General features: G+C 59.9%; 20 protein-coding genes. 16 read left to right on the top strand and 4 right to left on the bottom strand.

The features are described 5' to 3' along the window. Positions 1-43 precede the first annotated feature (43 nt). From ACM6JQ_RS21915 to ACM6JQ_RS21880, 8 genes are all read left to right on the top strand, one after another. Positions 44-1,045, top strand: coding sequence for a response regulator (locus ACM6JQ_RS21915; RefSeq protein WP_007908918.1), 1,002 nt, complete (start codon positions 44-46; stop codon positions 1,043-1,045). A 442-nt stretch (positions 1,046-1,487) separates the two neighbouring features. Beyond that, a protein-coding gene (gene prfB / locus ACM6JQ_RS21910; protein WP_102358477.1) for a peptide chain release factor 2 occupies positions 1,488-2,583 on the top strand; the annotation gives its coding sequence in 2 pieces (ribosomal slippage) (positions 1,488-1,559 and positions 1,561-2,583; 1,095 coding nt in all). A 114-nt stretch (positions 2,584-2,697) separates the two neighbouring features. Continuing rightward, on the top strand, positions 2,698-4,200 hold the full coding sequence (lysS, locus tag ACM6JQ_RS21905) for a lysine--tRNA ligase (protein WP_007908910.1): 1,503 nt from the start codon (positions 2,698-2,700) through the stop codon (positions 4,198-4,200). Positions 4,201-4,305: 105 nt separating this feature from the next. Beyond that, a complete protein-coding gene (locus ACM6JQ_RS21900) occupies positions 4,306-5,019 on the top strand; it encodes a TetR/AcrR family transcriptional regulator (protein ID WP_007908909.1) in 714 nt (237 codons plus the stop codon). A 157-nt stretch (positions 5,020-5,176) separates the two neighbouring features. Then, positions 5,177-5,731 carry a hypothetical protein gene (locus ACM6JQ_RS21895; protein ID WP_095112544.1) on the top strand — a complete coding sequence of 185 codons (555 nt, stop codon included), beginning with the start codon at positions 5,177-5,179 and terminating at the stop codon, positions 5,729-5,731. Between the two features lie 51 nt (positions 5,732-5,782). Next, entirely contained in the window at positions 5,783-7,033 is a 1,251-nt protein-coding gene (locus ACM6JQ_RS21890) for a flavohemoglobin expression-modulating QEGLA motif protein (protein ID WP_176091693.1), read from the top strand. A 165-nt stretch (positions 7,034-7,198) separates the two neighbouring features. Further along, a complete protein-coding gene (locus tag ACM6JQ_RS21885; protein ID WP_095112542.1) occupies positions 7,199-8,104 on the top strand; it encodes an alpha/beta hydrolase in 906 nt (301 codons plus the stop codon). Further along, positions 8,101-8,430, top strand: a complete 330-nt coding sequence (locus ACM6JQ_RS21880) for a hypothetical protein (RefSeq protein WP_007908903.1) — start codon at positions 8,101-8,103, stop codon at positions 8,428-8,430. Before ACM6JQ_RS21885 ends, ACM6JQ_RS21880 begins: the two co-directional genes overlap by 4 nt. A 346-nt stretch (positions 8,431-8,776) precedes the next feature. Here ACM6JQ_RS21880 and ACM6JQ_RS21875 read toward each other — a convergent pair whose 3' ends face one another. From ACM6JQ_RS21875 to ACM6JQ_RS21865, 3 genes are all read right to left on the bottom strand, one after another. Beyond that, a complete protein-coding gene (locus ACM6JQ_RS21875; RefSeq protein ID WP_007908901.1) occupies positions 8,777-9,565 on the bottom strand; it encodes an OmpA family protein in 789 nt (262 codons plus the stop codon). Positions 9,566-9,619: 54 nt separating this feature from the next. After that, positions 9,620-10,024 (bottom strand): DUF4398 domain-containing protein, encoded by a 405-nt coding sequence (locus ACM6JQ_RS21870; protein WP_007908899.1) that lies wholly within the window; start codon positions 10,022-10,024, stop codon positions 9,620-9,622. Between the two features lie 367 nt (positions 10,025-10,391). Then, the gene (locus ACM6JQ_RS21865) at positions 10,392-10,736 is read right to left on the bottom strand and encodes a pilin assembly protein (protein WP_095112540.1); all 345 of its coding nucleotides are present in this window, start codon (positions 10,734-10,736) and stop codon (positions 10,392-10,394) included. A 213-nt stretch (positions 10,737-10,949) separates the two neighbouring features. Here ACM6JQ_RS21865 and ppc point away from each other — a divergent pair, with 213 nt between their 5' ends. From ppc to ACM6JQ_RS21830, 7 genes are all read left to right on the top strand, one after another. Continuing rightward, positions 10,950-13,580 (top strand): phosphoenolpyruvate carboxylase, encoded by a 2,631-nt coding sequence (gene ppc, locus ACM6JQ_RS21860; RefSeq protein WP_414894661.1) that lies wholly within the window; start codon positions 10,950-10,952, stop codon positions 13,578-13,580. 300 nt (positions 13,581-13,880) lie between these two features. Beyond that, on the top strand, positions 13,881-14,528 hold the full coding sequence (gene adk, locus ACM6JQ_RS21855; RefSeq protein ID WP_134176932.1) for an adenylate kinase: 648 nt from the start codon (positions 13,881-13,883) through the stop codon (positions 14,526-14,528). 93 nt (positions 14,529-14,621) lie between these two features. Next, entirely contained in the window at positions 14,622-15,296 is a 675-nt protein-coding gene (tsaB, locus tag ACM6JQ_RS21850; protein WP_095112537.1) for a tRNA (adenosine(37)-N6)-threonylcarbamoyltransferase complex dimerization subunit type 1 TsaB, read from the top strand. 222 nt (positions 15,297-15,518) lie between these two features. Continuing rightward, the gene (locus tag ACM6JQ_RS21845) at positions 15,519-15,827 is read left to right on the top strand and encodes a hypothetical protein (protein ID WP_007908889.1); all 309 of its coding nucleotides are present in this window, start codon (positions 15,519-15,521) and stop codon (positions 15,825-15,827) included. Next, a complete protein-coding gene (locus tag ACM6JQ_RS21840; protein ID WP_095112536.1) occupies positions 15,827-16,687 on the top strand; it encodes a DUF72 domain-containing protein in 861 nt (286 codons plus the stop codon). Before ACM6JQ_RS21845 ends, ACM6JQ_RS21840 begins: the two co-directional genes overlap by 1 nt. A 32-nt stretch (positions 16,688-16,719) precedes the next feature. Continuing rightward, positions 16,720-17,541, top strand: coding sequence for an isocitrate lyase/PEP mutase family protein (locus ACM6JQ_RS21835; protein WP_095112534.1), 822 nt, complete (start codon positions 16,720-16,722; stop codon positions 17,539-17,541). A 2-nt stretch (positions 17,542-17,543) separates the two neighbouring features. Beyond that, positions 17,544-18,236 (top strand): extensin family protein, encoded by a 693-nt coding sequence (locus ACM6JQ_RS21830; protein WP_095112533.1) that lies wholly within the window; start codon positions 17,544-17,546, stop codon positions 18,234-18,236. 3 nt (positions 18,237-18,239) lie between these two features. Here ACM6JQ_RS21830 and ACM6JQ_RS21825 read toward each other — a convergent pair whose 3' ends face one another. Beyond that, on the bottom strand, positions 18,240-18,860 hold the full coding sequence (locus ACM6JQ_RS21825; protein WP_007908883.1) for a hypothetical protein: 621 nt from the start codon (positions 18,858-18,860) through the stop codon (positions 18,240-18,242). Between the two features lie 92 nt (positions 18,861-18,952). Here ACM6JQ_RS21825 and ACM6JQ_RS21820 point away from each other — a divergent pair, with 92 nt between their 5' ends. Next, on the top strand, positions 18,953-19,735 hold the full coding sequence (locus ACM6JQ_RS21820) for a class I SAM-dependent methyltransferase (protein WP_007908882.1): 783 nt from the start codon (positions 18,953-18,955) through the stop codon (positions 19,733-19,735). Positions 19,736-19,845: the final 110 nt, after the last annotated feature.

Genomic DNA, 19,845 nt, shown 5'->3' with positions numbered 1-19,845 from the left:
TTTATCGGCAATCCTGGCCCCCGCAGTACACAGGTGACCGCCCATGAATGACTTACAGATCGACGACATTAAAACCGACGAAAACGCCGCCATGGTGTTGTTGGTGGACGATCAGGCGATGATCGGCGAAGCGGTGCGCCGTGGGCTGTCGAATCAAGAAAACATCGACTTTCACTTCTGCTCCGACCCGCAGCAGGCCATCGCGCAGGCCGTGCGGATCAAGCCGACGGTGATTCTGCAGGATCTGGTGATGCCCGGCCTCGATGGCCTGAGCCTGGTGCGTGAATACCGCAATCACCCGGCGACCAAGGACATTCCGATCATCGTCCTGTCGACCAAGGAAGACCCATTGATCAAGAGCGCGGCGTTCTCCGCCGGCGCCAACGATTATCTGGTGAAACTGCCGGACACCATCGAACTTGTGGCGCGCATCCGCTATCACTCGCGCTCGTACATGACGTTGTTGCAGCGCGACGCGGCGTATCGCGCGCTGCGGGTCAGCCAGCAGCAATTGCTCGACACCAATCTGGTGCTGCAACGGCTGATGAACTCTGATGGCCTGACCGGGCTGTCCAACCGTCGGCACTTCGACGAATACCTGGAACTGGAATGGCGCCGCTCGTTGCGCGATCAGAGCCAGCTGTCGTTGTTGATGATCGATGTCGATTACTTCAAGTCCTACAACGACAGCTTTGGCCATGTTGAAGGCGACGAAGCGCTGCGCAAGGTCGCCACGGCGATCCGTGATGCCAGCGCGCGCCCGTCGGACTTGCCGGCGCGTTATGGCGGTGAGGAGTTTGTGCTGGTGCTGCCGAACACCTCGCCGGGCGGTGCGCGGCTGGTGGCGGAGAAACTGCGGCAGACCGTGGCATCCTTGAAAATTCCGCACAACACCCCGGCGGAAGGGGCGAGCCTGACCATCAGTATTGGTCTGGCGACGATGGTGCCGCAGGCGGGTAGTGATTGTCGCTTGCTGATTTCGGCGGCGGATCGTGGGTTGTACCTGGCCAAGAACAATGGGCGTAATCAGGTCGGGATCGAATAAACGCTTACCCTCACCCCAGCCCTCTCCCAAAGGGAGAGGGGGCCGACCGAGGTGTCTGGCGCTGTACATCGACCTGATCGACCGATTTGATTATGGATCTTCAAGCTCAACATTTCCGGATTCAGCTAAGCCCTTTCACGTCGGCGTACCTCCCGAACATCCCCCAATCGGTCCCCTCTCCCTCCGGAAGAGGGCTAGGGTGAGGGCAGGCCCATACGCCAATTTCCGCCTGAAAGCCTTGGCGATCATGGATTCGGCAAAGCCATTTCAGTTCGGCGTATCTCTCAAATATCCCCCAATCGGTCCCCTCTACCTCTGGGAGAGGGTTAGGGTGAGGGCAAAGGTTTTAATGATCCCCACACCCGCCAGACGGGCTGCCGTGACAGCCTGATTACGTTATACTCGCCGGCTTTCAAAAGTTCGCCAACGAGTGCTGCCCGTCATGGAAATCAACCCGATCCTGAACACCATCAAGGACCTGTCCGAGCGCTCCGAAACTATTCGGGGGTATCTTTGACTACGATCAAAAGCATGAGCGTCTGACTGAAGTCAATCGCGAGCTTGAAGATCCGAGTGTCTGGAACAAACCTGAATACGCCCAGGAGCTGGGCCGCGAGCGTTCGGCGCTGGCGCAGATCGTCGATACCCTCGATGAACTGAACGCCGGCCTGGCCGATTGCCGCGATCTGCTGGACATGGCCGTCGAAGAAAACGACGAAGGCGCAGTGGGCGATGTCGTCGCCGAGCTGGCCCGTCTCGAGGAAAATCTGGCCAAGCTGGAATTCCGCCGTATGTTCAGCCATGAAATGGACCCGAACAACGCCTACCTGGATATCCAGGCCGGTTCCGGCGGCACCGAAGCCCAGGATTGGGCCAACATCCTCCTGCGCATGTACCTGCGCTGGGCGGATAAACGCGGTTTCGACGCGACCATCATGGAACTGTCGGCCGGTGAAGTCGCCGGTATCAAAGGTGCGACCGTGCACATCAAGGGCGAATACGCCTTTGGCTGGCTGCGCACCGAGATCGGCGTGCACCGTCTGGTGCGCAAGAGCCCGTTCGACTCCGGCAACCGTCGCCACACCTCGTTCTCCGCGGTGTTCGTCTCGCCAGAGATCGACGACAAGGTCGAAATCGAAATCAACCCGGCAGACCTGCGAATCGACACCTATCGTTCTTCGGGTGCCGGTGGTCAGCACGTAAACACCACCGACTCGGCCGTACGTATCACTCACGTACCGACCAACACCGTGGTCAGCTGCCAGAACGAACGTTCCCAGCACGCCAACAAGGACACCGCCATGAAAATGCTGCGGGCCAAGTTGTACGAGCAGGAAATGCAGAAACGCAACGCCGCATCGCAAGCGCTGGAAGACACCAAATCCGACATCGGCTGGGGTCACCAGATTCGCTCGTACGTGCTCGATGCGTCGCGGATCAAGGATCTGCGCACCAACATCGAACGCAGCGACTGCGACAAGGTACTCGACGGCGACATCGACGAATACCTGTATGCCAGCCTGAAATCGGGCCTGTAAAAGACGCAATACAGCATCGGCTGCTTCAACCCGATCCCTGTAGGAGCCAGCCCTGCTGGCGATCCCCGGGCCGCAAGGTCCGGGGGCAACGAACCTGATGGAATATCTAAAGACATGAGCGACCAACAACTCGACCCGCAAGCCCTGCAACAGGAAGAAAACTCCCTGATCGCCCTGCGCAAGGAAAAGCTGGCTGCCGAGCGCGCCAAGGGCAATGCCTTCCCGAACGACTTCCGCCGCGAAAACTACTGCGAAGATCTGCAGAAGAAATACGCGGACAAGACCAAGGAAGAGCTGGCAGAGGCTGCAATCCCGGTCAAGGTTGCCGGTCGCATCATGCTCAACCGTGGTTCGTTCATGGTGATCCAGGACATGACCGGTCGCATCCAGGTCTACGTCAACCGTAAAACCCTCTCGGAAGACACCCTGGCCGCGGTGAAAACCTGGGACATGGGCGACATTATTGCTGCCGAAGGTACCTTGGCGCGTTCCGGCAAGGGCGACCTGTATGTTGAAATGACCAGCGTGCGTCTGCTGACCAAATCGCTGCGTCCGCTGCCGGACAAGCACCACGGCCTGACCGATACCGAACAGCGCTACCGTCAGCGTTACGTTGACCTGATCGTCAACGAAGACGTGCGTCAGACCTTCCGCGTCCGTTCGCAAGTGATCGCGCACATCCGCAGCTTCCTGATGAAGCGCGACTTCCTCGAAGTCGAAACGCCGATGCTGCAGACCATTCCGGGCGGCGCCGCAGCCAAGCCGTTCGAAACCCACCACAACGCGCTGGACATGGAAATGTTCCTGCGTATCGCCCCTGAGCTGTATCTGAAGCGTCTGGTGGTCGGTGGTTTTGAAAAGGTTTTCGAGATCAATCGCAACTTCCGTAACGAAGGCGTCTCGACTCGGCACAACCCTGAATTCACCATGTTGGAGTTCTACCAGGCTTACGCCGACTACGAAGACAACATGGACCTGACCGAAGAACTGTTCCGTGAACTGGCGCAGCTGGTGCTGGGCAGCACCGACGTGCCGTACGGCGACAAGGTGTTCCACTTCGGCGAGCCGTTCGTGCGTCTGTCGGTGTTCGACTCGATCCTCAAGTACAACCCTGAGCTGACTGCCGATGATCTGAACGACATCGACAAGGCCCGCGCCATCGCCAAGAAGGCCGGCGCCAAGGTGCTGGGCTTCGAAGGTCTGGGCAAGCTGCAGGTGATGATTTTCGAAGAGCTGGTCGAGCACAAACTGGAACAGCCGCACTTCATCACTCAGTACCCGTTCGAAGTCTCGCCGCTGGCTCGTCGCAACGATGACAACCCGAACGTCACCGACCGTTTCGAGCTGTTCATCGGTGGCCGTGAAATCGCCAACGCCTACTCCGAGTTGAACGACGCGGAAGACCAGGCCGAGCGCTTCATGGCGCAGGTGGCCGACAAGGACGCCGGCGACGACGAAGCCATGCACTACGACGCCGACTTCGTTCGCGCGCTGGAGTACGGCATGCCGCCAACGGCCGGTGAAGGCATCGGCATCGACCGTCTGGTGATGTTGCTGACCAACTCGCCGTCGATCCGCGATGTGATCCTGTTCCCGCACATGCGACCGCAAGCGTAAACGTTTCAGTTAAAAAGCCGCCTAAAACAGGCGGCTTTTTATTGCCTGTCTGGTACAAATGTATCAATTGGTTAATTTTGCAATAGCAGAGGAAGTTCTGTCGTGATGGGTGCAATAGCTCAAGAGGGTGCAGCGGGTATCGCCACTGCGGTCGCTGAAAGTGTTCAGTACCAGGGTCGCAAGGCCAGCCGACAGGGCAGTGAGCAGCGTCGCCAGGACATTCTCGACGCCGCGATGCGCATTGTCGTGCGCGACGGCGTGCGCGCCGTGCGCCATCGTGCAGTGGCCGCCGAGGCCGGTGTGCCGCTGTCGGCGACCACGTATTACTTCAAGGACATCGATGACCTGCTCACCGATACCTTCGCCCAATACGTTGAACGCAGCGCGGCGTACATGGCCAAGTTGTGGGTCAACAATGAAGGTCTGTTGCGTGACATGGTCGTCAGTGGCGACGGCAGCCCGGAGTCGCGCTCGCAACTGGCGGACGATATTGCGCGGCTGATGGCCGACTATGTGCACCGGCAGTTGATTAACCGGCGTGAGCATTTGATGGCCGAACAGGCATTCCGTCAGGAGGCGTTGCTTAACCCGCGCCTGGCGATTCTGGTGCGTTCACATCAGCAGATTCTGTTGCAGGGTACCTGCCAGTTGTTCCAGGTGTTGGGCTCGCGTGAACCGCAGCAAGATGCCAAGGTGTTGACGGCGATTATCGGACGGATGGAATATCAGGGCCTGCTCAACGACGCCGAGCCTTTGGCCGAAGAGGACATGCTCGGCATTCTGACGCGGTATATGCACCTGGTGCTCGCGTCGGTCTGACCACAAGATCGTTCCCACGCTCTGCGTGGGAATGCCGCCGGGGACGCTCCGCGTCCCTTCGTCGACATGACGCAGAGCGTCAGTGAATGCATTCCCACGCAGAGCGTGGGAACGATCGATCACCATGAGGGCGGCCAATGTTCATAGGGAGTATTGAATGAAAGCCTGGCGTGGCGTGCTGATCGCCTTGTCGTTCCTGCTGCTCAGTGGCTGTCTGGTGACGTTCAAGGAACCGCTGACCGCCAGCGAACCGGCGCCCAAAGGCCTGCTCGGCAAATGGTCGAGCACCAATGCCTGGGGCGAGCCGATGAACCTTGAGCTGACGCGCCTGGGCAACGATCGCTATCAGGCCATCACGTACTTCAGGGCCAAACCCCACGAGCGTGAAGCCTATCCCTTCACCGTGTCGCGCCACGGCAGCCGCTGGTATCTGTCGGCGAAAGTGCCGGCGCGCTTCGGCGGCCACTTCACCATCGCCGGCTTCGAGCTCACCGACAAACACGAACTGGTGGTCTACAACCTCGATCTCGACCAGATCAATCAAGCGATCAACCAGAAAGCCCTCGACGGTCAGGTTTTCCAGACTGACGATGGCGACGGCGTACAGGTCGACAGCAACCTCGACAAGGTTTTTGCATACCTCGATGATCCGGCCAATTCCGATGTTTTCGTGGAAGCCGTGCGCTACCAGCGTCAGGCCCGCGCCAAATAATTCAGTTTTCTACAGGAGTTTCGGGTGGACGATTACCAGCAGACGATACGCATGTTGTCCGACCGCATTGTGCTGGCGCAGACGCCGATCCGTGTGCTCGACGCGGTCAAGTGGGACGAGAACATCCGCAAGGGTTTCCTCAAGGCCAAAGGCAAGGAAATGCCCGCCGTCGATCGCGACTACTACCTCAATCGGCCGCTGAGTTTCGATTCGAGCAAGGTCAAGCTGGAGTTCCAGAACATCGAGCGCGACATCACTCGCCAGCTCGGCCAGTTCAACCCGGTCGGGCAGATCATGCGCCGTATGTGCAAGGAATACCGCATGGTGGTGCGCATGCTTGAAGCGCGTGGCACCGAGGATTTCGGCCTGATTTCGCAGGAACTGTACGGCGCCGCCTCCGATGCATTCCACGCCGGTGACCCAACGCTGGCCGACCTCGGCCTGATGATGTCCGACTACCTGAACAACATTGATGGCCGTGGCGACCTCAAGGACGAGCCGAAAATTCTCACCGCCAAAGACGCGGTGCACTTGCTGCAGACCCGTCTGAACAAAGTGTTCGGCGAGGCCGAGGAAACCATCCGCGTGTTCGAGTCCGACGGCATCGTTGCCGACGCGGCGGCCGGCGCCGACTACATCAAGATCCGCACCGACGCGATGTTCAACGATCGCGACGTACGCGCGCTGGAAGTCCACGAAGGCCTGGTGCACGTCGGCACCACGCTCAACGGGCTGAACCAGCCGATCTGCACCTTCCTGTCCAAAGGCCCACCGTCGTCGACGGTGACCCAGGAAGGCCTGGCGATCCTGATGGAAATCATCACGTTCGCCTCCTACCCGAGTCGCCTGCGCAAACTGACCAACCGCACCCGCGCCATTCACATGGTCGAGGAGGGCGCCGACTTCCTGCAGATCTTCGAGTTCTTCCGCGAGCAGGGCTTTGAGATGGCGGAAAGTTACGGCAACGCCAGTCGGGTTTTTCGTGGCTCGACGCCGACGGGGCTGCCATTCACCAAAGACTTGTCCTACCTCAAGGGCTTTATCATGGTTTACAACTACATTCAGTTGGCCGTGCGTAAGGGCAAGCTTGAGCAGATTCCGTTGTTGTTCTGCGGCAAGACCACACTGGAAGACATGCGGACCTTGCGCCAGCTGGTGGATGAAGGATTGGTGGTGCCGCCGAAATACCTGCCGGATCAGTTCCGCGATTTGAATGCGTTGTCGGCGTGGATGTGTTTCTCCAACTTCCTCAATCACTTGAGCCTGGACCGGATCGAAGCGGATTACTCCAATATCCTTTGAACAACCAATATCCCCTGTGGGAGCTGGCTTGCCAGCGATTGCATTCTGTCAGTCAATATTGATGTTGGCTGACCCACCGCCATCGCTGGCAAGCCAGCTCCCACAGGGTTATTTGTTTTTCTCTGAATCGTTTGTTTGCCAATTTCTTTTGCGAGGTTTCACCGGATGAGAATCCTCGGCATCTTCTGCCTGCTCCTGACCCTCGGCGGTTGCAGTTCGCTGTTGTTCTACCCCGAGCCGGGCCAGATCTTTACCCCGGAAAAAGCCAAGCTCGAATACCGGACGGTAACTTTGGTTACCGCTGATGGCTTGAAGCTCAACGCCTGGTGGCTACCGGCGAAACCCGGTGTCGAAGTCAAAGGCACCGTTCTGCACCTGCACGGCAACGGCGGTAACCTGCCGATGCACCTCGGTGGCAGTTGGTGGCTGCCGAAAAACGGCTATCAAGTGCTGCTGGTCGACTATCGCGGTTATGGCCTGTCCGAGGGCGAGCCGAGTTTGCCGGCGATCTATCAGGACATCGACGCTGCGTTTGCCTGGCTCGACAAGGCGCCCGAGGTCAAAGGCAAGCCGCTGATTCTGCTCGGTCAGAGCCTCGGCGGTTCGATGGCCGTGCATTGGCTGGTGCAGCATCCCGAACGGCAGAAACAACTCAAGGCTTTGGTGCTCGACGGCGTGCCCGCGAGCTATCGCAGTGTCGGCCAATATGCTCTCAGCACTTCGTGGCTGACCTGGCCATTTCAGGTACCACTGTCGTGGCTGGTGCCGGATGGCGACAGCGCGATCAACTCGATGCCGCAACTCAACGGCGTGCCGAAGCTGATCTTCCACAGCATCGACGATCCGCTGGTCCCGCTTTCCAACGGCATCCGTCTGTATCAAGCTGCGCCGCCACCGCGTGTGCTGCAACTGACCCGTGGCGGTCATGTGCAGACCTTCGGCGACCCGGTGTGGCGTCAGGTCATGCTGCGCTACCTCGACGATCCCGAGCATTTCAACGGCCTGCGCCGTCTCGGCGAAATCCCCAATTACCCGACACCCCCGAATTCTGAAGATGAGAGTCCGCAATGACTGAAGAACGCAACGCCATCCCGCTGATCATCACCGGTATCTGCAGCATCCTCGGCACCGTCGGGGCGCTGTGGTACTACGGCTACCTGCACTTCGCCAAACCCGAGGATGCGTTGCTGCTCAATGAATTCACCATGCTCAAGACCGTGCCGGGCGAAGACTACAAGGTCTCGCTCGACCCGGCGGCGCAAGTGGCGCAGTGCATTGATGGCGTGTTGGTGTTGTTCGATACCGAGCAGAAAGGTTTGACCGGTGTGCTGATTAACGCCCAGAAGAAAGCCGTGCGTTGCATGGGTGAGGAGACTCCGCAGAAGCTGGAACAGTGATTCTGCAGGTTCAGCCCTCACCCTAACCCTCTCCCAGGGGGAGAGGGGACTGACCGAGGTGTTCTTTCGCTATACGCCGACCTGATCCACCGAGTCGAACGCAAATGTGGAAAACACCACAAATCGGCCCCCTCTCCTTCGGGAGAGGGCTGGGGTGAGGGGCTGCGATATCAGCCAGCACAAAAAGCCCCGCCTGATCCATCGTGTCGAACACAAAATCTGAAAGCACCACAAATCGGCCCCCTCTCCCTCGGGAGAGGGCTGGGGTGAGGGGGCGCGATTTCAGCCCGCACAAAAAAGCCCCGCCTGATCACTCAGGCGGGGCTTTTGCGTTACAGCAGGGCGCTTAGTTCGAGCTGACCGCCGAACGTGGCATCACTGGCTGGTTGTCGTTGGAAATGGTCACTTCCACGCGACGGTTCATTGCACGACCGGAAGCGCTGCCGTTTTCGGCAACCGGGTATTCCTTGCCGTAGCCTTGGGTGACGATACGCGCTGGATCAACGCCCATTTTCACCAGTGCGGTGCGCACGGAGTTGGCGCGACGCTCGGACAGCGACTGGTTGTGGCTGGCTGTACCGGTGCTGTCGGTGTAACCCTCGACGATCACTTTGCGATCCGGGTTTTCCTGGAGGAATTGCGCCAGTTTGTTGATGTTCACCAGGCCGCTGGATTTAAGGTCGGCACGGTCGGTGGCGAACAGCACGTCACCGAAAGTCACCAGCGTACCGCGATCGGTCTGCTTGGCGTTCAGGCTGTCCTGCAGCTGTTTGATCTGCTGATCGCGAGCATCCAGACGCGCTTGAGCACGTTGGGCAGCTGCGTTCTTCAGATTGTTTTCAGCGGTGCGCAGGGCGATGGTCTGCTTGGCCACTTCCACACGCTGGTTGGTCAGGTAAGCCAGTTGGTCAACTTTGGCCGCGTCTTGTTTGTCCAGGTAAGCCTTGTCGGCCTTGTCCAGGTAATCGCTGGCGTCTTTGGTTTCCAGCGCCGCGACTTTGCTTGCCTGCGGGTTGGCTTGCAGGCCGGCGTAGTTGGTGCGCGCGTTTTCCAGATTCGGGTTAGGCGGAGTGGAGCAGGCAGCCAGAGCAACGCTTGCGGCCAGAAGAGCGGGGATCATCAGTTGCTTACGCATAATTTTCGTCCTTTCTATCGATAAGAGATTCAGCTTTGCGGTCGGGATGCGCGCTTACTGCACGGTGCGCTGACTTTCCTGACGCAGTTCCTGAACACCTTTCTGGGAATCCTTCACAGCCTGTTCGGCTTTTGCGGCCTGAGCCTTGCGTTCGGCGACGCGAGCGTCCCACTCGGCTTGCTCGGACAGGGTGCGAGCCTCGTCATACTTCTTGTCGTGCATGGCGATTTCGGCTTGTTTCAGTTTGTCCTGCGCCTGCTTCATCTCAACCGCAGCGAACTCGGTACCGCCGGCGCTGACAGCGCTGTTCACGGCCGATTGGGTCACGGCGTATTGCTCGCTCGGTGGGTTACCGGCGCAACCGGCCAGCACGAAGCTGGTGCCGATGGCCAGAGCCGCCAGTTTCAGACCGCGCAGGTGGGTAAACGAGGTTTGGTTTTTCATGGTCTTCAACTCCATTAGGCATCTCCTGAATACATCTGAATCCATCCTGGTCGAGGAGCCGCAAGCGACGTGTGAAAGCGCGTTTTTGAAACGCTCGTTCCAGGCGTGGTTACAGGTTCCGACCGGCGGGATTTTTCAAAAGTTCAGAAAAGATGGCCTATCGCCAAAATAATTTTTGACTGAATGGACAAGGCTCTAAAGCGGGAACTTTGGCAGGATGAAGCGGTACGCGCGGGGAAAGAAAGACGTAGTGCTGGAGGAAAAATACATTCCCTGTGGGAGCTGGCTTGCCAGCGATGGGGCCATCAGATTCAACACATCGGTGACTGAACGGACGCCATCGCTGGCAAGCCAGCTCCCACAGGGTTAACGCAATGCCGGATCAGTGTTTTTGCTTGCCTGCTGCGGCCGAGAGGTCATGCAAATGCCGGCGCGAAAGCGCCAGAAACCGCGGCGTAGGCCCGACATCCTCATACAACGGATCACCTTCCTCATCCGTCGCCACCACCGTCGAACCCTTCACATACGGCAGGCTCGCCTCAAACTCTTCAAGCGCCGCGCCGATCAGTTCGCCGAGCAATTCTTCGACATGCCGTTTGGGGTACATCTCGGTAATCGCTGCCAGACGCGCAGCGGCTTCGACGTCCAGATGAATCGAGTAGCCAGTGTCGGTCAGGCGACCCTTGGCGTTTTCTTCCCAATGCTGGGCGAGTTCACGAATTTTCATGATGACCTCATTTCGCACCTGCTCATGGCAGGTCTGGGTGAGTGTCCGCCGGGGCCGGCGGCAAGCCGTTGTACGGCTTACTGTTGAGACTAGCTTTCGCCCGCAAGGTTTAACGTCCCTTGGTCGGATGCTTGTAAGAAGCGTCGTAGAGCGGCACTCTCTAGGTCATGCACTCGTTTCTAAGCCGTCCGGATTACTGCTGGGGAATTGCTGATGACCGATATTGATGCACGCTTGCGCGAAGACGTTCACCTGCTCGGAGAGCTGTTGGGCAACACCATTCGAGACCAGTACGGCGAGGCTTTCCTCGACAAGATCGAGCAGATTCGCAAAGGCGCCAAGGCCGATCGGCGTGGCTCGATGGACGCTGAACTGAGCGCCAGCCTCAATCAATTGAGCGAAGACGAGTTGCTCCCGGTAGCCCGGGCGTTCAACCAGTTTCTCAACCTGGCGAACATTGCCGAGCAGTATCAGTTGATCCATCGCCGCGAAGAGTCGCAGCCGGCGCCGTTCGAATCCCGCGTATTGCCCGAGTTGCTCGCACGTTTGCGCAACGAAGGCCACAGCGCCGAGTCGCTGGCCCGGCAATTGGCGCGCCTGGAAATTGAATTGGTCTTGACCGCGCACCCGACCGAAGTGGCACGCCGCACGCTGATCCAGAAGTACGACGCGATCGCCGGGCAACTCGCCGCGCAGGATCATCGCGACCTGACCACAGCTGAACGCGAACAGATTCAAAATACCCTGCAACGGCTGATCGCCGAAGCCTGGCACACCGAAGAAATCCGCCGCACACGACCGACACCGGTTGATGAAGCCAAATGGGGTTTCGCGGTGATCGAGCACTCGCTGTGGCAAGCGATCCCCAACCATATGCGCAAGGCCGACAAGGCGTTGTACGAAGCGACCGGCCTGCGTTTGCCCTTGGAAGCGGCGCCGATTCGCTTCGCTTCCTGGATGGGCGGCGACCGAGACGGCAACCCCAACGTCACCGCTGCGGTGACCCGCGAAGTGTTGCTGCTGGCGCGCTGGATGGCCGCCGATTTGTACCTGCGCGATGTCGATCATCTGGCGGCCGAACTGTCGATGCAGCAGGCCAGTGAAGCCCTCAAAGCCAAAGCCGGCGACAGCGCCGAACCGTATCGCGCGGTGCTCAAACAACTGCGCGAACGCCTGCGCGCCACGCGCAACTGGGCGCACGCCGCGCTGACTGCGCCAACCCCGGCGCCGGCCGATGTGCTGCACAACAACCGCGATCTGCTTGATCCGCTGGAGCTGTGTTTCAACTCGCTGCACGAATGCGGTATGGGCGTGATTGCAGACGGCCCGTTGCTCGATTGCTTGCGTCGTGCGGTGACCTTCGGCTTGTTCCTCGTGCGCCTCGATGTGCGGCAGGATTCCTCGCGGCACAGTTCGGCGATGACTGAAATCACTGATTACCTCGGTCTCGGTCGCTATGAAGACTGGGACGAAGAGCAGCGCATCACCTTCCTGACCCGCGAATTGAGCAATCGTCGGCCATTGCTGCCGGCGCATTTCAAGCCTTCTGCTGATACCGCCGAAGTGCTCAACACCTGCAAGGAGATCGCCGCCGCGCCGGGTGCGTCGCTGGGTTCCTACGTGATTTCCATGGCCGGCGCCGCTTCCGATGTGCTCGCCGTGCAACTGCTGCTCAAAGAGTCCGGCGTGTTGCGGCCGATGCGCGTGGTGCCGCTGTTCGAAACCCTCGCCGACCTCGACAACGCCGGGCCGGTGATGGAGCGGCTGTTGCTGCTGCCGGGTTACCGCGCACGGCTGCAAGGCCCGCAGGAAGTGATGATCGGTTACTCCGACTCGGCCAAGGACGCCGGCACCACGGCGGCGGCCTGGGCGCAATATCGTGCGCAGGAACGCCTGGTGGAAATCTGCCGCGAGCAACAAGTCGAACTGCTGCTGTTCCACGGTCGCGGCGGCACTGTGGGCCGTGGCGGTGGCCCGGCCCACGCGGCGATTCTGTCGCAGCCACCGGGTTCGGTGGCGGGGCGGTTCCGCACCACCGAGCAGGGGGAAATGATTCGATTCAAATTCGGCCTGCCGGACATCGCCGAACAAAACCTCAATCTGTATCTGGCGGCGGTGCTTGAAGCGACCTTGCTGCCACCGCCGCCACCGACGCCAGAGTGGCGTCATCTGATGGATGAATTGGCGGCTGACGGTGTCAGTGCTTATCGCCAGGTCGTGCGGGAAAATCCGCAGTTCGTCGAGTATTTCCGCCAGTCCACACCCGAGCAGGAACTGGGTCGTTTGCCGCTCGGCAGTCGCCCGGCCAAACGCCGGGCCGGCGGTATCGAAAGCCTGCGGGCAATCCCGTGGATCTTCGGCTGGACGCAAACGCGGTTGATGCTGCCAGCGTGGCTCGGTTGGGAATCGGCACTGAGCAAGGCGCTGGAGCGCGGCGAGGGCGAGTTGCTTGGGCAAATGCGCGAGCAGTGGCCGTTCTTCCGCACGCGCATCGACATGCTGGAGATGGTCCTGGCCAAGGCTGACGCGGATATCGCGCTGTCCTACGATGAACGTCTGGTCGAGCCGGATCTGTTGCCGTTGGGCGCGCAGTTACGCGACCTATTGTCGCAGGCGTGCGCGGTGGTGCTTGGCCTGACTGGCCAGTCGCAGCTGCTGGCACATAGCCCTGACACCCTCGAATTCATCCGGCTGCGCAACACCTACCTCGACCCACTGCATCTATTGCAGGCCGAATTGCTGGCCCGTTCGCGACAGCAGGATGTCGAGCAGGGCAGCCCGGTGGAACAGGCGTTGCTGGTGTCTGTGGCGGGGATTGCCGCCGGTTTGCGAAATACCGGCTAACGTTTTTGTCGTGGCGCGCGGCACCGCACACAAATGCCGGGTGCCGCTTTGCCTGACGGATGAAAATGCCGCCAGGCGACAGTTATTGATGGGGTTGCGACTTGGGTTACCGCGTCGCAAGGTCGCGGGGGGCGTCGGTTTCTCCGACTTTTGGCGTCTTGTGTGGGCGCAGCCTGCTGTGTATCTTGATCAGCCTTTGGCCGTTTGTGCGGCCACGACCCGTATTTTCAGGATTCGTCCCAAGAGGCGAATCCTTTGTTTTGTAAAAGCTTTTTATAAAAAAATTGAGGAGCACATCTAATGCGCGTCATTCTGCTGGGAGCTCCCGGGGCCGGTAAAGGTACTCAGGCTAAGTTCATCACCGAAAAATTCGGCATTCCACAAATTTCCACTGGCGACATGCTGCGTGCAGCGGTCAAGGCCGGTACTCCGCTGGGCGTGCAAGCCAAGAGCATCATGGATGCCGGCGGCCTGGTGTCGGATGACCTGATCATCGCACTGGTTCAGGACCGTATCGCTCAGCCAGACTGCGCCAACGGTTTCCTGTTCGACGGCTTCCCGCGCACCATTCCGCAGGCTGAAGCCCTGGTGACTGCCGGCGTCGAGCTGGATGCCGTGGTTGAAATCGCTGTTGAAGACGAAGAAATCGTGCAACGCATCGCCGGCCGTCGTGTTCACGAAGCCAGCGGCCGCGTTTACCACATCGTCTACAACCCGCCGAAAATCGCGGGCAAAGACGACATCACCGGCGAAGAGCTGGTACAGCGCAAGGACGACACCGAAGAAACCGTGCGTCATCGCCTGTCGGTCTACCACTCGCAGACCAAGCCGCTGGTGGATTTCTACCAGAAGCTGTCGGCTGCCAACGGCAAGCCGAAGTACAGCCACATCGAAGGCGTTGGTTCGGTTGATGCGATCACCACCAAGGTGCTGGCCGCGCTGAGCTGAAAAGTCTGATCGGCTGCATCATCCACGGCCCGCTTGCGGGCCGTAGTTGTTTATACTGACGCCCTTTTTCCCACCCCTGTTTTGGAAACATCGATGAGCACCTTGCTGGCCCTGGACACCGCGACTGAAGCTTGCTCCGTTGCCTTGCTGCATGACGGCAAGGTCACGAGCCATTACGAGGTGATCCCGCGCCTGCATGCGCAGAAGCTGCTGCCGATGATCCAGCAACTGCTGGCCGATGCCGGCACCACGCTGCAAGCGGTCGATGCGATTGCTTTCGGTCGTGGCCCGGGTGCGTTTACCGGTGTGCGGATTGCCATTGGTGTGGTGCAAGGTTTGGCGTTCGCGCTGGATCGTCCGGTGTTGCCGGTGTCCAATCTGGCCGTGTTGGCGCAACGTGCGCTGCGTGAGCACGGCGTGAGCCAGGTCGCGGCGGCCATCGATGCGCGGATGGATGAAGTGTATTGGGGCTGCTACCGTGAGACGGCAGGGGAGATGCGTCTGGTCGGTGCCGAAGCGGTGTTGCCACCGGAAGTCGCCGCGCTGCCGGCCGATGCCAGTGGCGACTGGTTTGGTGCTGGCACCGGTTGGGGTTATGGCGAGCGGATCGCGGTCGATCTGACCGGCTCCGACGCCGGCATGTTGCCCCACGCCGAAGACTTGCTGACCTTGGCGCGTTTCGCCTGGGAGCGCGGCGAGTCGATCCCGGCGGATGATGCACAACCGGTTTACCTGCGCGACAAAGTCGCCACCCCCAAGGCTCGTTGAGCCTTTAAAAAGATCGCAGCCTGCGGCAGCTCCTACAAGGATCGCATTCCAAATGTAGGAGCTGCCGAAGGCTGCGATCTTTTGATCTTCTGAAGCCAATCGTCAGTTTCTAACCCCCCGCTTTAAACCTTTTGCGCTTTATGTGTTCTAGTTATCACTCGGCGGTTTGCTAAGTCGGTCAAGTGCCGCTAAATTGCCATCATCGATACCGAGCATGAAATTATGCGTATAGACGGCCTTTCCTCTCAGTCCTACCCCATCAAGCGCAAGCCTCGCAAAGGCAATGTGGCGCTGGATGAATCCGTCGACGATATCGACGGCGAGCTGGAATTCCCGACTGAAGAGCAATTGGCCGCCCGCGCTGCCAAAGCCTCGGCCCAACGCCTGAGCAATCTGCCTGCCCGTCAGCAAGACATGATCTATCACCGTGCGATGAAAAAGAGCGTAGCGATGGCCTTGGCCAGTTACCTGAGCACCGCCGGTTTTGTCGATTGGGATGCAGACGTGCTGGGCCTCGATCTGTACATCTGATGGATCTGCCTTACTATCTCGGTTGCCCGTCCTGGAGCGAAAACGCCTGGCGCGAATATCTGTACCCGGTAGATGCAAAAACCTCTGACTTCCTCGGTCTGTATTCCCAAGTGTTCAACGCCGTTGAAGGCAATACGACCTTCTATGCCAGTCCATCGCCCGCGACTGTGCAGCGTTGGGCTGACGTTATGCCCGAGCACTTTCGCTTCACCGCCAAATTCCCCGGCGACATCAGCCACAGCGGAGACCTGCGCGAGCAACTGACCGCCGCCGAAACCTTCCTGCAATTACTCAAGCCGCTCGGTGAGCGTGCTTCGCCGCTGTGGCTGCAACTGTCGAAAAGCTTCACGCCGCATCGCCTGCCGGAACTGGCGGCGTTCATCGATGCACTGGATTGTCCGTTGGCGGTGGAAGTACGGCATGAGCAGTTCTTCGCCAAGGGCGAGAGCGAACGTTTGCTCAATCGTCTGCTGCTGGACCGTGGCGTTGAGCGCATTTGTCTCGATCCGCGTGCGCTGTTCAGTTGCCTGTCGACCGAGTCGTCGGTGATCCACGCGCAATCGAAAAAGCCGCGAGTGCCGACGCGCCCGGCGGCGTTTACGCAGTTCCCGCAGGTGCGTTTCATTGGCCATCCGGAACTGGAAGCCAACGACTCGTTCCTGGTGCCGTGGGTGGCGAAAATCGCCGAATGGATCGAAGAGGGCCGCACGCCGTACATCTTCCTGCACACCGCCGACAACCTCCTGGCGGCGAAGCTGGCGCAACGTTTTCACGCACAACTGATGCAACGTTTGCCTGGCCTGCCGGCGCTGCCTGAGCTATACAGAGAACCCGCTGCGGAGCAACTTGGCCTGCTCTGAAGCGGATTTTTATCCTGCCCAGGAGCCTGCCGATGGATGCCCAAGCCGTTAAAGCACACGCCTTCAAAGCCCTGCATGAACGTCCGGGAATTTTTGTCATACCCAATCCGTGGGATGCAGGTTCGGCGAAAATGCTCGCCAGCCTCGGCTATCAGGCGTTGGCAACGACCAGTGCCGGTTACGCGTTTTCCCAGGGCAAGGCCGATGGCGCGTTAAGTCTCGACGAGACCCTGGCCAATGTCCGCGCGATTGTCGCGGCCACCGATTTGCCGGTGGCGGTGGATCTCGAAAACGGTTTTTCCGATGACCCGGCCGAAGCCGCGGAAAGCCTGCTTCGCGCAGCAGAGGCGGGTGCGGTCGGTGGCTCGATCGAAGACGCCACGGGCCGCGCGGATGCGCCGATCTATTGCTTCGAACACGCTGTGGCACGTATCGAAGCGGCCGTCGCCGCTGTGCGCACGCTGCCATTCCCCTTCATCCTGACGGCGCGCGCGGAAAACTACCTGCACGGCAATCCTGATATCAACGACACCATCCGCCGCTTGCAGGCCTTCGCCGAAGCGGGCGCCGACGTGTTGTACGCGCCGGGTTTGCGCAACGCCGAGGAAGTGCTGGCAGTGGTGCGCGCGGTGGCGCCGAAACCGGTCAACGTGCTGATGTCCGGCGGTTTGAAACTGACCGTGCAGGAGCTGCAAGAAATGGGTGTGCGGCGTATCAGCACCGGCTCGGCATTGGCGTTGGCGGCGTTCGGCGAGTTCTTCCGCGCCGCTGAAGAGATCCAGCAATCCGGCACGTTCGGGTTTACCGCGCAGTCGATGCCGTACGCCAAAGCCAACCAGTTTTTCAAAGGCTGAACATGGGGCGGTGGATATTCTGGCTGGTGCTGCTGACGATTGGCGGCGCTGCGGTCAGTGTCTGGCGCGGTTGGCTGGACGTACCGCCGCAATGGAATCCATGGGCGCCACTGGACGTCAAAGCCGCGCCCAATTGGCTGACCGGTTACAAGCTGATGCGCTTGCGCAGCGATCCTGAACTCTGCGCCCAGGCGTTGAGCAGCTCTGATCTGCGCGTCACGCGGCAATCCGACAGCCCCGACGCCAAGTGTCCACTGATCGGCGCCTTGCGCGTACAGGGTGGTGAGGTGGCGCTGAGCAGCAGCTTCCTCGCCAGTTGTCCGCTGGCAGTGGCCTACGCGATGTTTGAACACCACACGCTGCAACCCGTCGCGCAATCCGTTTACGGGCAAAAGATCGCGCGTGTCGATCACCTCGGCAGCTTCGCCTGTCGCAATGTCTACAACCGCGAAAGCGGCGCGCTCAGCCGTCATGCCAGTGCTGATGCGCTGGACATCGCCGGGTTTCGTCTGGCCGATGGTCGCACGGTCAGCGTGCTCAAGGACTGGCCCAAGCAAAATCAGGACGCGCAGTTTCTGCGTCAGTTGCGCGACGGTGCCTGTGAGGCATTCAGTGTGGTGTTGAGCCCGGATTACAACGCCGCCCACCGCAATCACTTTCATGTCGATGTCGGGCGCTGGAGCGTGTGTCGCTGAGGTTTAGGCGGCGAGGCGCAGGTTCTGCAGAACGATCGGGCGGGCCCAGCCATTATCGAAGTCCAGCGCCTTCTGTTGCTCGACGATTTCTTCCGGCGGGAACGGCGGATAAGGCTTTTGCAGCAGATCCAGATCGAATTCGGCAATCGGCAGGTACAGCGGTTTCTTCTGCGGGGCCGGGCCAGGCTCTGGAACGGGCTGACCATTGTTGATCACCACCGGACGCACCCAACTGCTGTCGAAATCCTGTTGCTCTTGCTGAGCTTTCAGTTCTTCCGGCGGGAACGGCGGGAAGGGTTTGTCCAGCAAGTCCATTTCGAATTCGGCGATCGGCAGGAACAGCGGCTCTGGCGGACGCACTTCGGTTTCCACCACATCGCACTCGCGCTGGCTGACGATGTGCGCGTGCAGCTCGCTGCCGATGGTCGGTTCTTCCGGGCTGCTCAGGTCAACCGGAGGGAACGTGCCACAGGCAGGCACCACTTCACTCGTCTGTTCGGCCATCGCCTGGGCAAAGAAATCCTGCCACAGGTGACTGACGCCGCTCAGTGCTTGAGTGTTGTGACGGCTAAAGTCGCCATGGGGCGAGATGTAGCCAATCGATGTGGGAAGAATGCCTGACATTTTTTTCGGTTGACGCTCAGCTCTGGCAAAATGCGCGTTGAATGAATTATCGGCGGTTTTTGCCGATCCTTGAATTTTTGAGCGTGTTTTCCATGATCGAGCAACCTGCGGCCTGCCGCATCCATGTTCAGGCCCTCGGCCCGACGTTTGAAGCGCAAGCCGGGCAGTGGGCCGAGCGCCTGGGCCTGCCGCTTGAAGTGGCGGACGGCGAGTTTGCCTTGCAGGTCGGCGAGCAGGGTTTGCAGCTGCAACAGCTCGGCCCGGATGCACCGGGGCCGGTGCGGGTCGACTTTGTTGAAGGTGGTGCGGCGCATCGGCGCTTATACGGTGGCGGCAGCGGGCAGATGATCGCCAAGGCTGTCGGCATCGCTCAAGGCGTGCGCCCACGGGTGCTGGATGCCACGGCGGGGCTGGGCAAGGATGCGTTCGTGCTGGCCAGTCTCGGTTGCGAGATGAGCCTGATCGAACGCCAGCCGCTCATCGGCGCGCTGCTGGAAGATGGTCTGGCGCGGGCGGCGGAAGATTTCGACGTGGCGCCGATCGTGGCGCGGATGAAGTTGCTCAAGGGCAATTCCATCGAGGTCATGCAGAACTGGGAGGGTGAGGCGCCGCAGGTGATTTATCTCGACCCGATGTTTCCGCATCGCGAGAAGACTGCGCTGGTGAAAAAGGAAATGCGTCTGTTCCGGCCGTTGGTGGGTGATGATCCGGATGCGCCGGCGCTGTTGCAGGCCGCTTTGGCATTAGCGACGCACCGGGTGGTGGTCAAACGACCGCGCAAGGCGCCGTGCATTGAAGGGCCGAAGCCGAGTCATGCGCTGGATGGCAAATCGAGCCGCTATGACATCTACCCGAAGAAAGCGCTCAAGGCTTGATACCGAGTCGCGCTCATCGCTGGCAAGCCAGCTCCCACAGGGTTTGGTGGTGTGTACACGATTTGTGATCACACCCAAATCCTTGTGGGAGCTGGCTTGCCAGCGATGGC

The sequence above is a fragment of the Pseudomonas sp. IT-232MI5 genome (assembly GCF_949767845.1).
Classification (GTDB): Bacteria; Pseudomonadota; Gammaproteobacteria; order Pseudomonadales; family Pseudomonadaceae; genus Aquipseudomonas.
Note: the sequence above shows the minus strand (reverse complement) of the source record. Positions and strands in the feature narration are given on the sequence as shown.

Coding starts and splice junctions, on each gene's coding strand:
- ACM6JQ_RS21875 (WP_007908901.1), bottom strand. CDS start 9,565: ATGCGTAAGCAACTGATGATCCCCGCTCTTCTGGCCGCAAGCGTTGCT.
- tsaB (WP_095112537.1), top strand. CDS start 14,622: ATGAGCACCTTGCTGGCCCTGGACACCGCGACTGAAGCTTGCTCCGTT.
- ACM6JQ_RS21820 (WP_007908882.1), top strand. CDS start 18,953: ATGATCGAGCAACCTGCGGCCTGCCGCATCCATGTTCAGGCCCTCGGC.
- adk (WP_134176932.1), top strand. CDS start 13,881: ATGCGCGTCATTCTGCTGGGAGCTCCCGGGGCCGGTAAAGGTACTCAG.
- ppc (WP_414894661.1), top strand. CDS start 10,950: ATGACCGATATTGATGCACGCTTGCGCGAAGACGTTCACCTGCTCGGA.
- ACM6JQ_RS21830 (WP_095112533.1), top strand. CDS start 17,544: ATGGGGCGGTGGATATTCTGGCTGGTGCTGCTGACGATTGGCGGCGCT.
- ACM6JQ_RS21915 (WP_007908918.1), top strand. CDS start 44: ATGAATGACTTACAGATCGACGACATTAAAACCGACGAAAACGCCGCC.
- ACM6JQ_RS21840 (WP_095112536.1), top strand. CDS start 15,827: ATGGATCTGCCTTACTATCTCGGTTGCCCGTCCTGGAGCGAAAACGCC.
- ACM6JQ_RS21890 (WP_176091693.1), top strand. CDS start 5,783: ATGTTGTCCGACCGCATTGTGCTGGCGCAGACGCCGATCCGTGTGCTC.
- ACM6JQ_RS21870 (WP_007908899.1), bottom strand. CDS start 10,024: ATGGAGTTGAAGACCATGAAAAACCAAACCTCGTTTACCCACCTGCGC.
- ACM6JQ_RS21865 (WP_095112540.1), bottom strand. CDS start 10,736: ATGAAAATTCGTGAACTCGCCCAGCATTGGGAAGAAAACGCCAAGGGT.
- ACM6JQ_RS21825 (WP_007908883.1), bottom strand. CDS start 18,860: ATGTCAGGCATTCTTCCCACATCGATTGGCTACATCTCGCCCCATGGC.
- lysS (WP_007908910.1), top strand. CDS start 2,698: ATGAGCGACCAACAACTCGACCCGCAAGCCCTGCAACAGGAAGAAAAC.
- ACM6JQ_RS21845 (WP_007908889.1), top strand. CDS start 15,519: ATGCGTATAGACGGCCTTTCCTCTCAGTCCTACCCCATCAAGCGCAAG.
- ACM6JQ_RS21835 (WP_095112534.1), top strand. CDS start 16,720: ATGGATGCCCAAGCCGTTAAAGCACACGCCTTCAAAGCCCTGCATGAA.
- ACM6JQ_RS21900 (WP_007908909.1), top strand. CDS start 4,306: ATGGGTGCAATAGCTCAAGAGGGTGCAGCGGGTATCGCCACTGCGGTC.
- ACM6JQ_RS21880 (WP_007908903.1), top strand. CDS start 8,101: ATGACTGAAGAACGCAACGCCATCCCGCTGATCATCACCGGTATCTGC.
- ACM6JQ_RS21885 (WP_095112542.1), top strand. CDS start 7,199: ATGAGAATCCTCGGCATCTTCTGCCTGCTCCTGACCCTCGGCGGTTGC.
- ACM6JQ_RS21895 (WP_095112544.1), top strand. CDS start 5,177: ATGAAAGCCTGGCGTGGCGTGCTGATCGCCTTGTCGTTCCTGCTGCTC.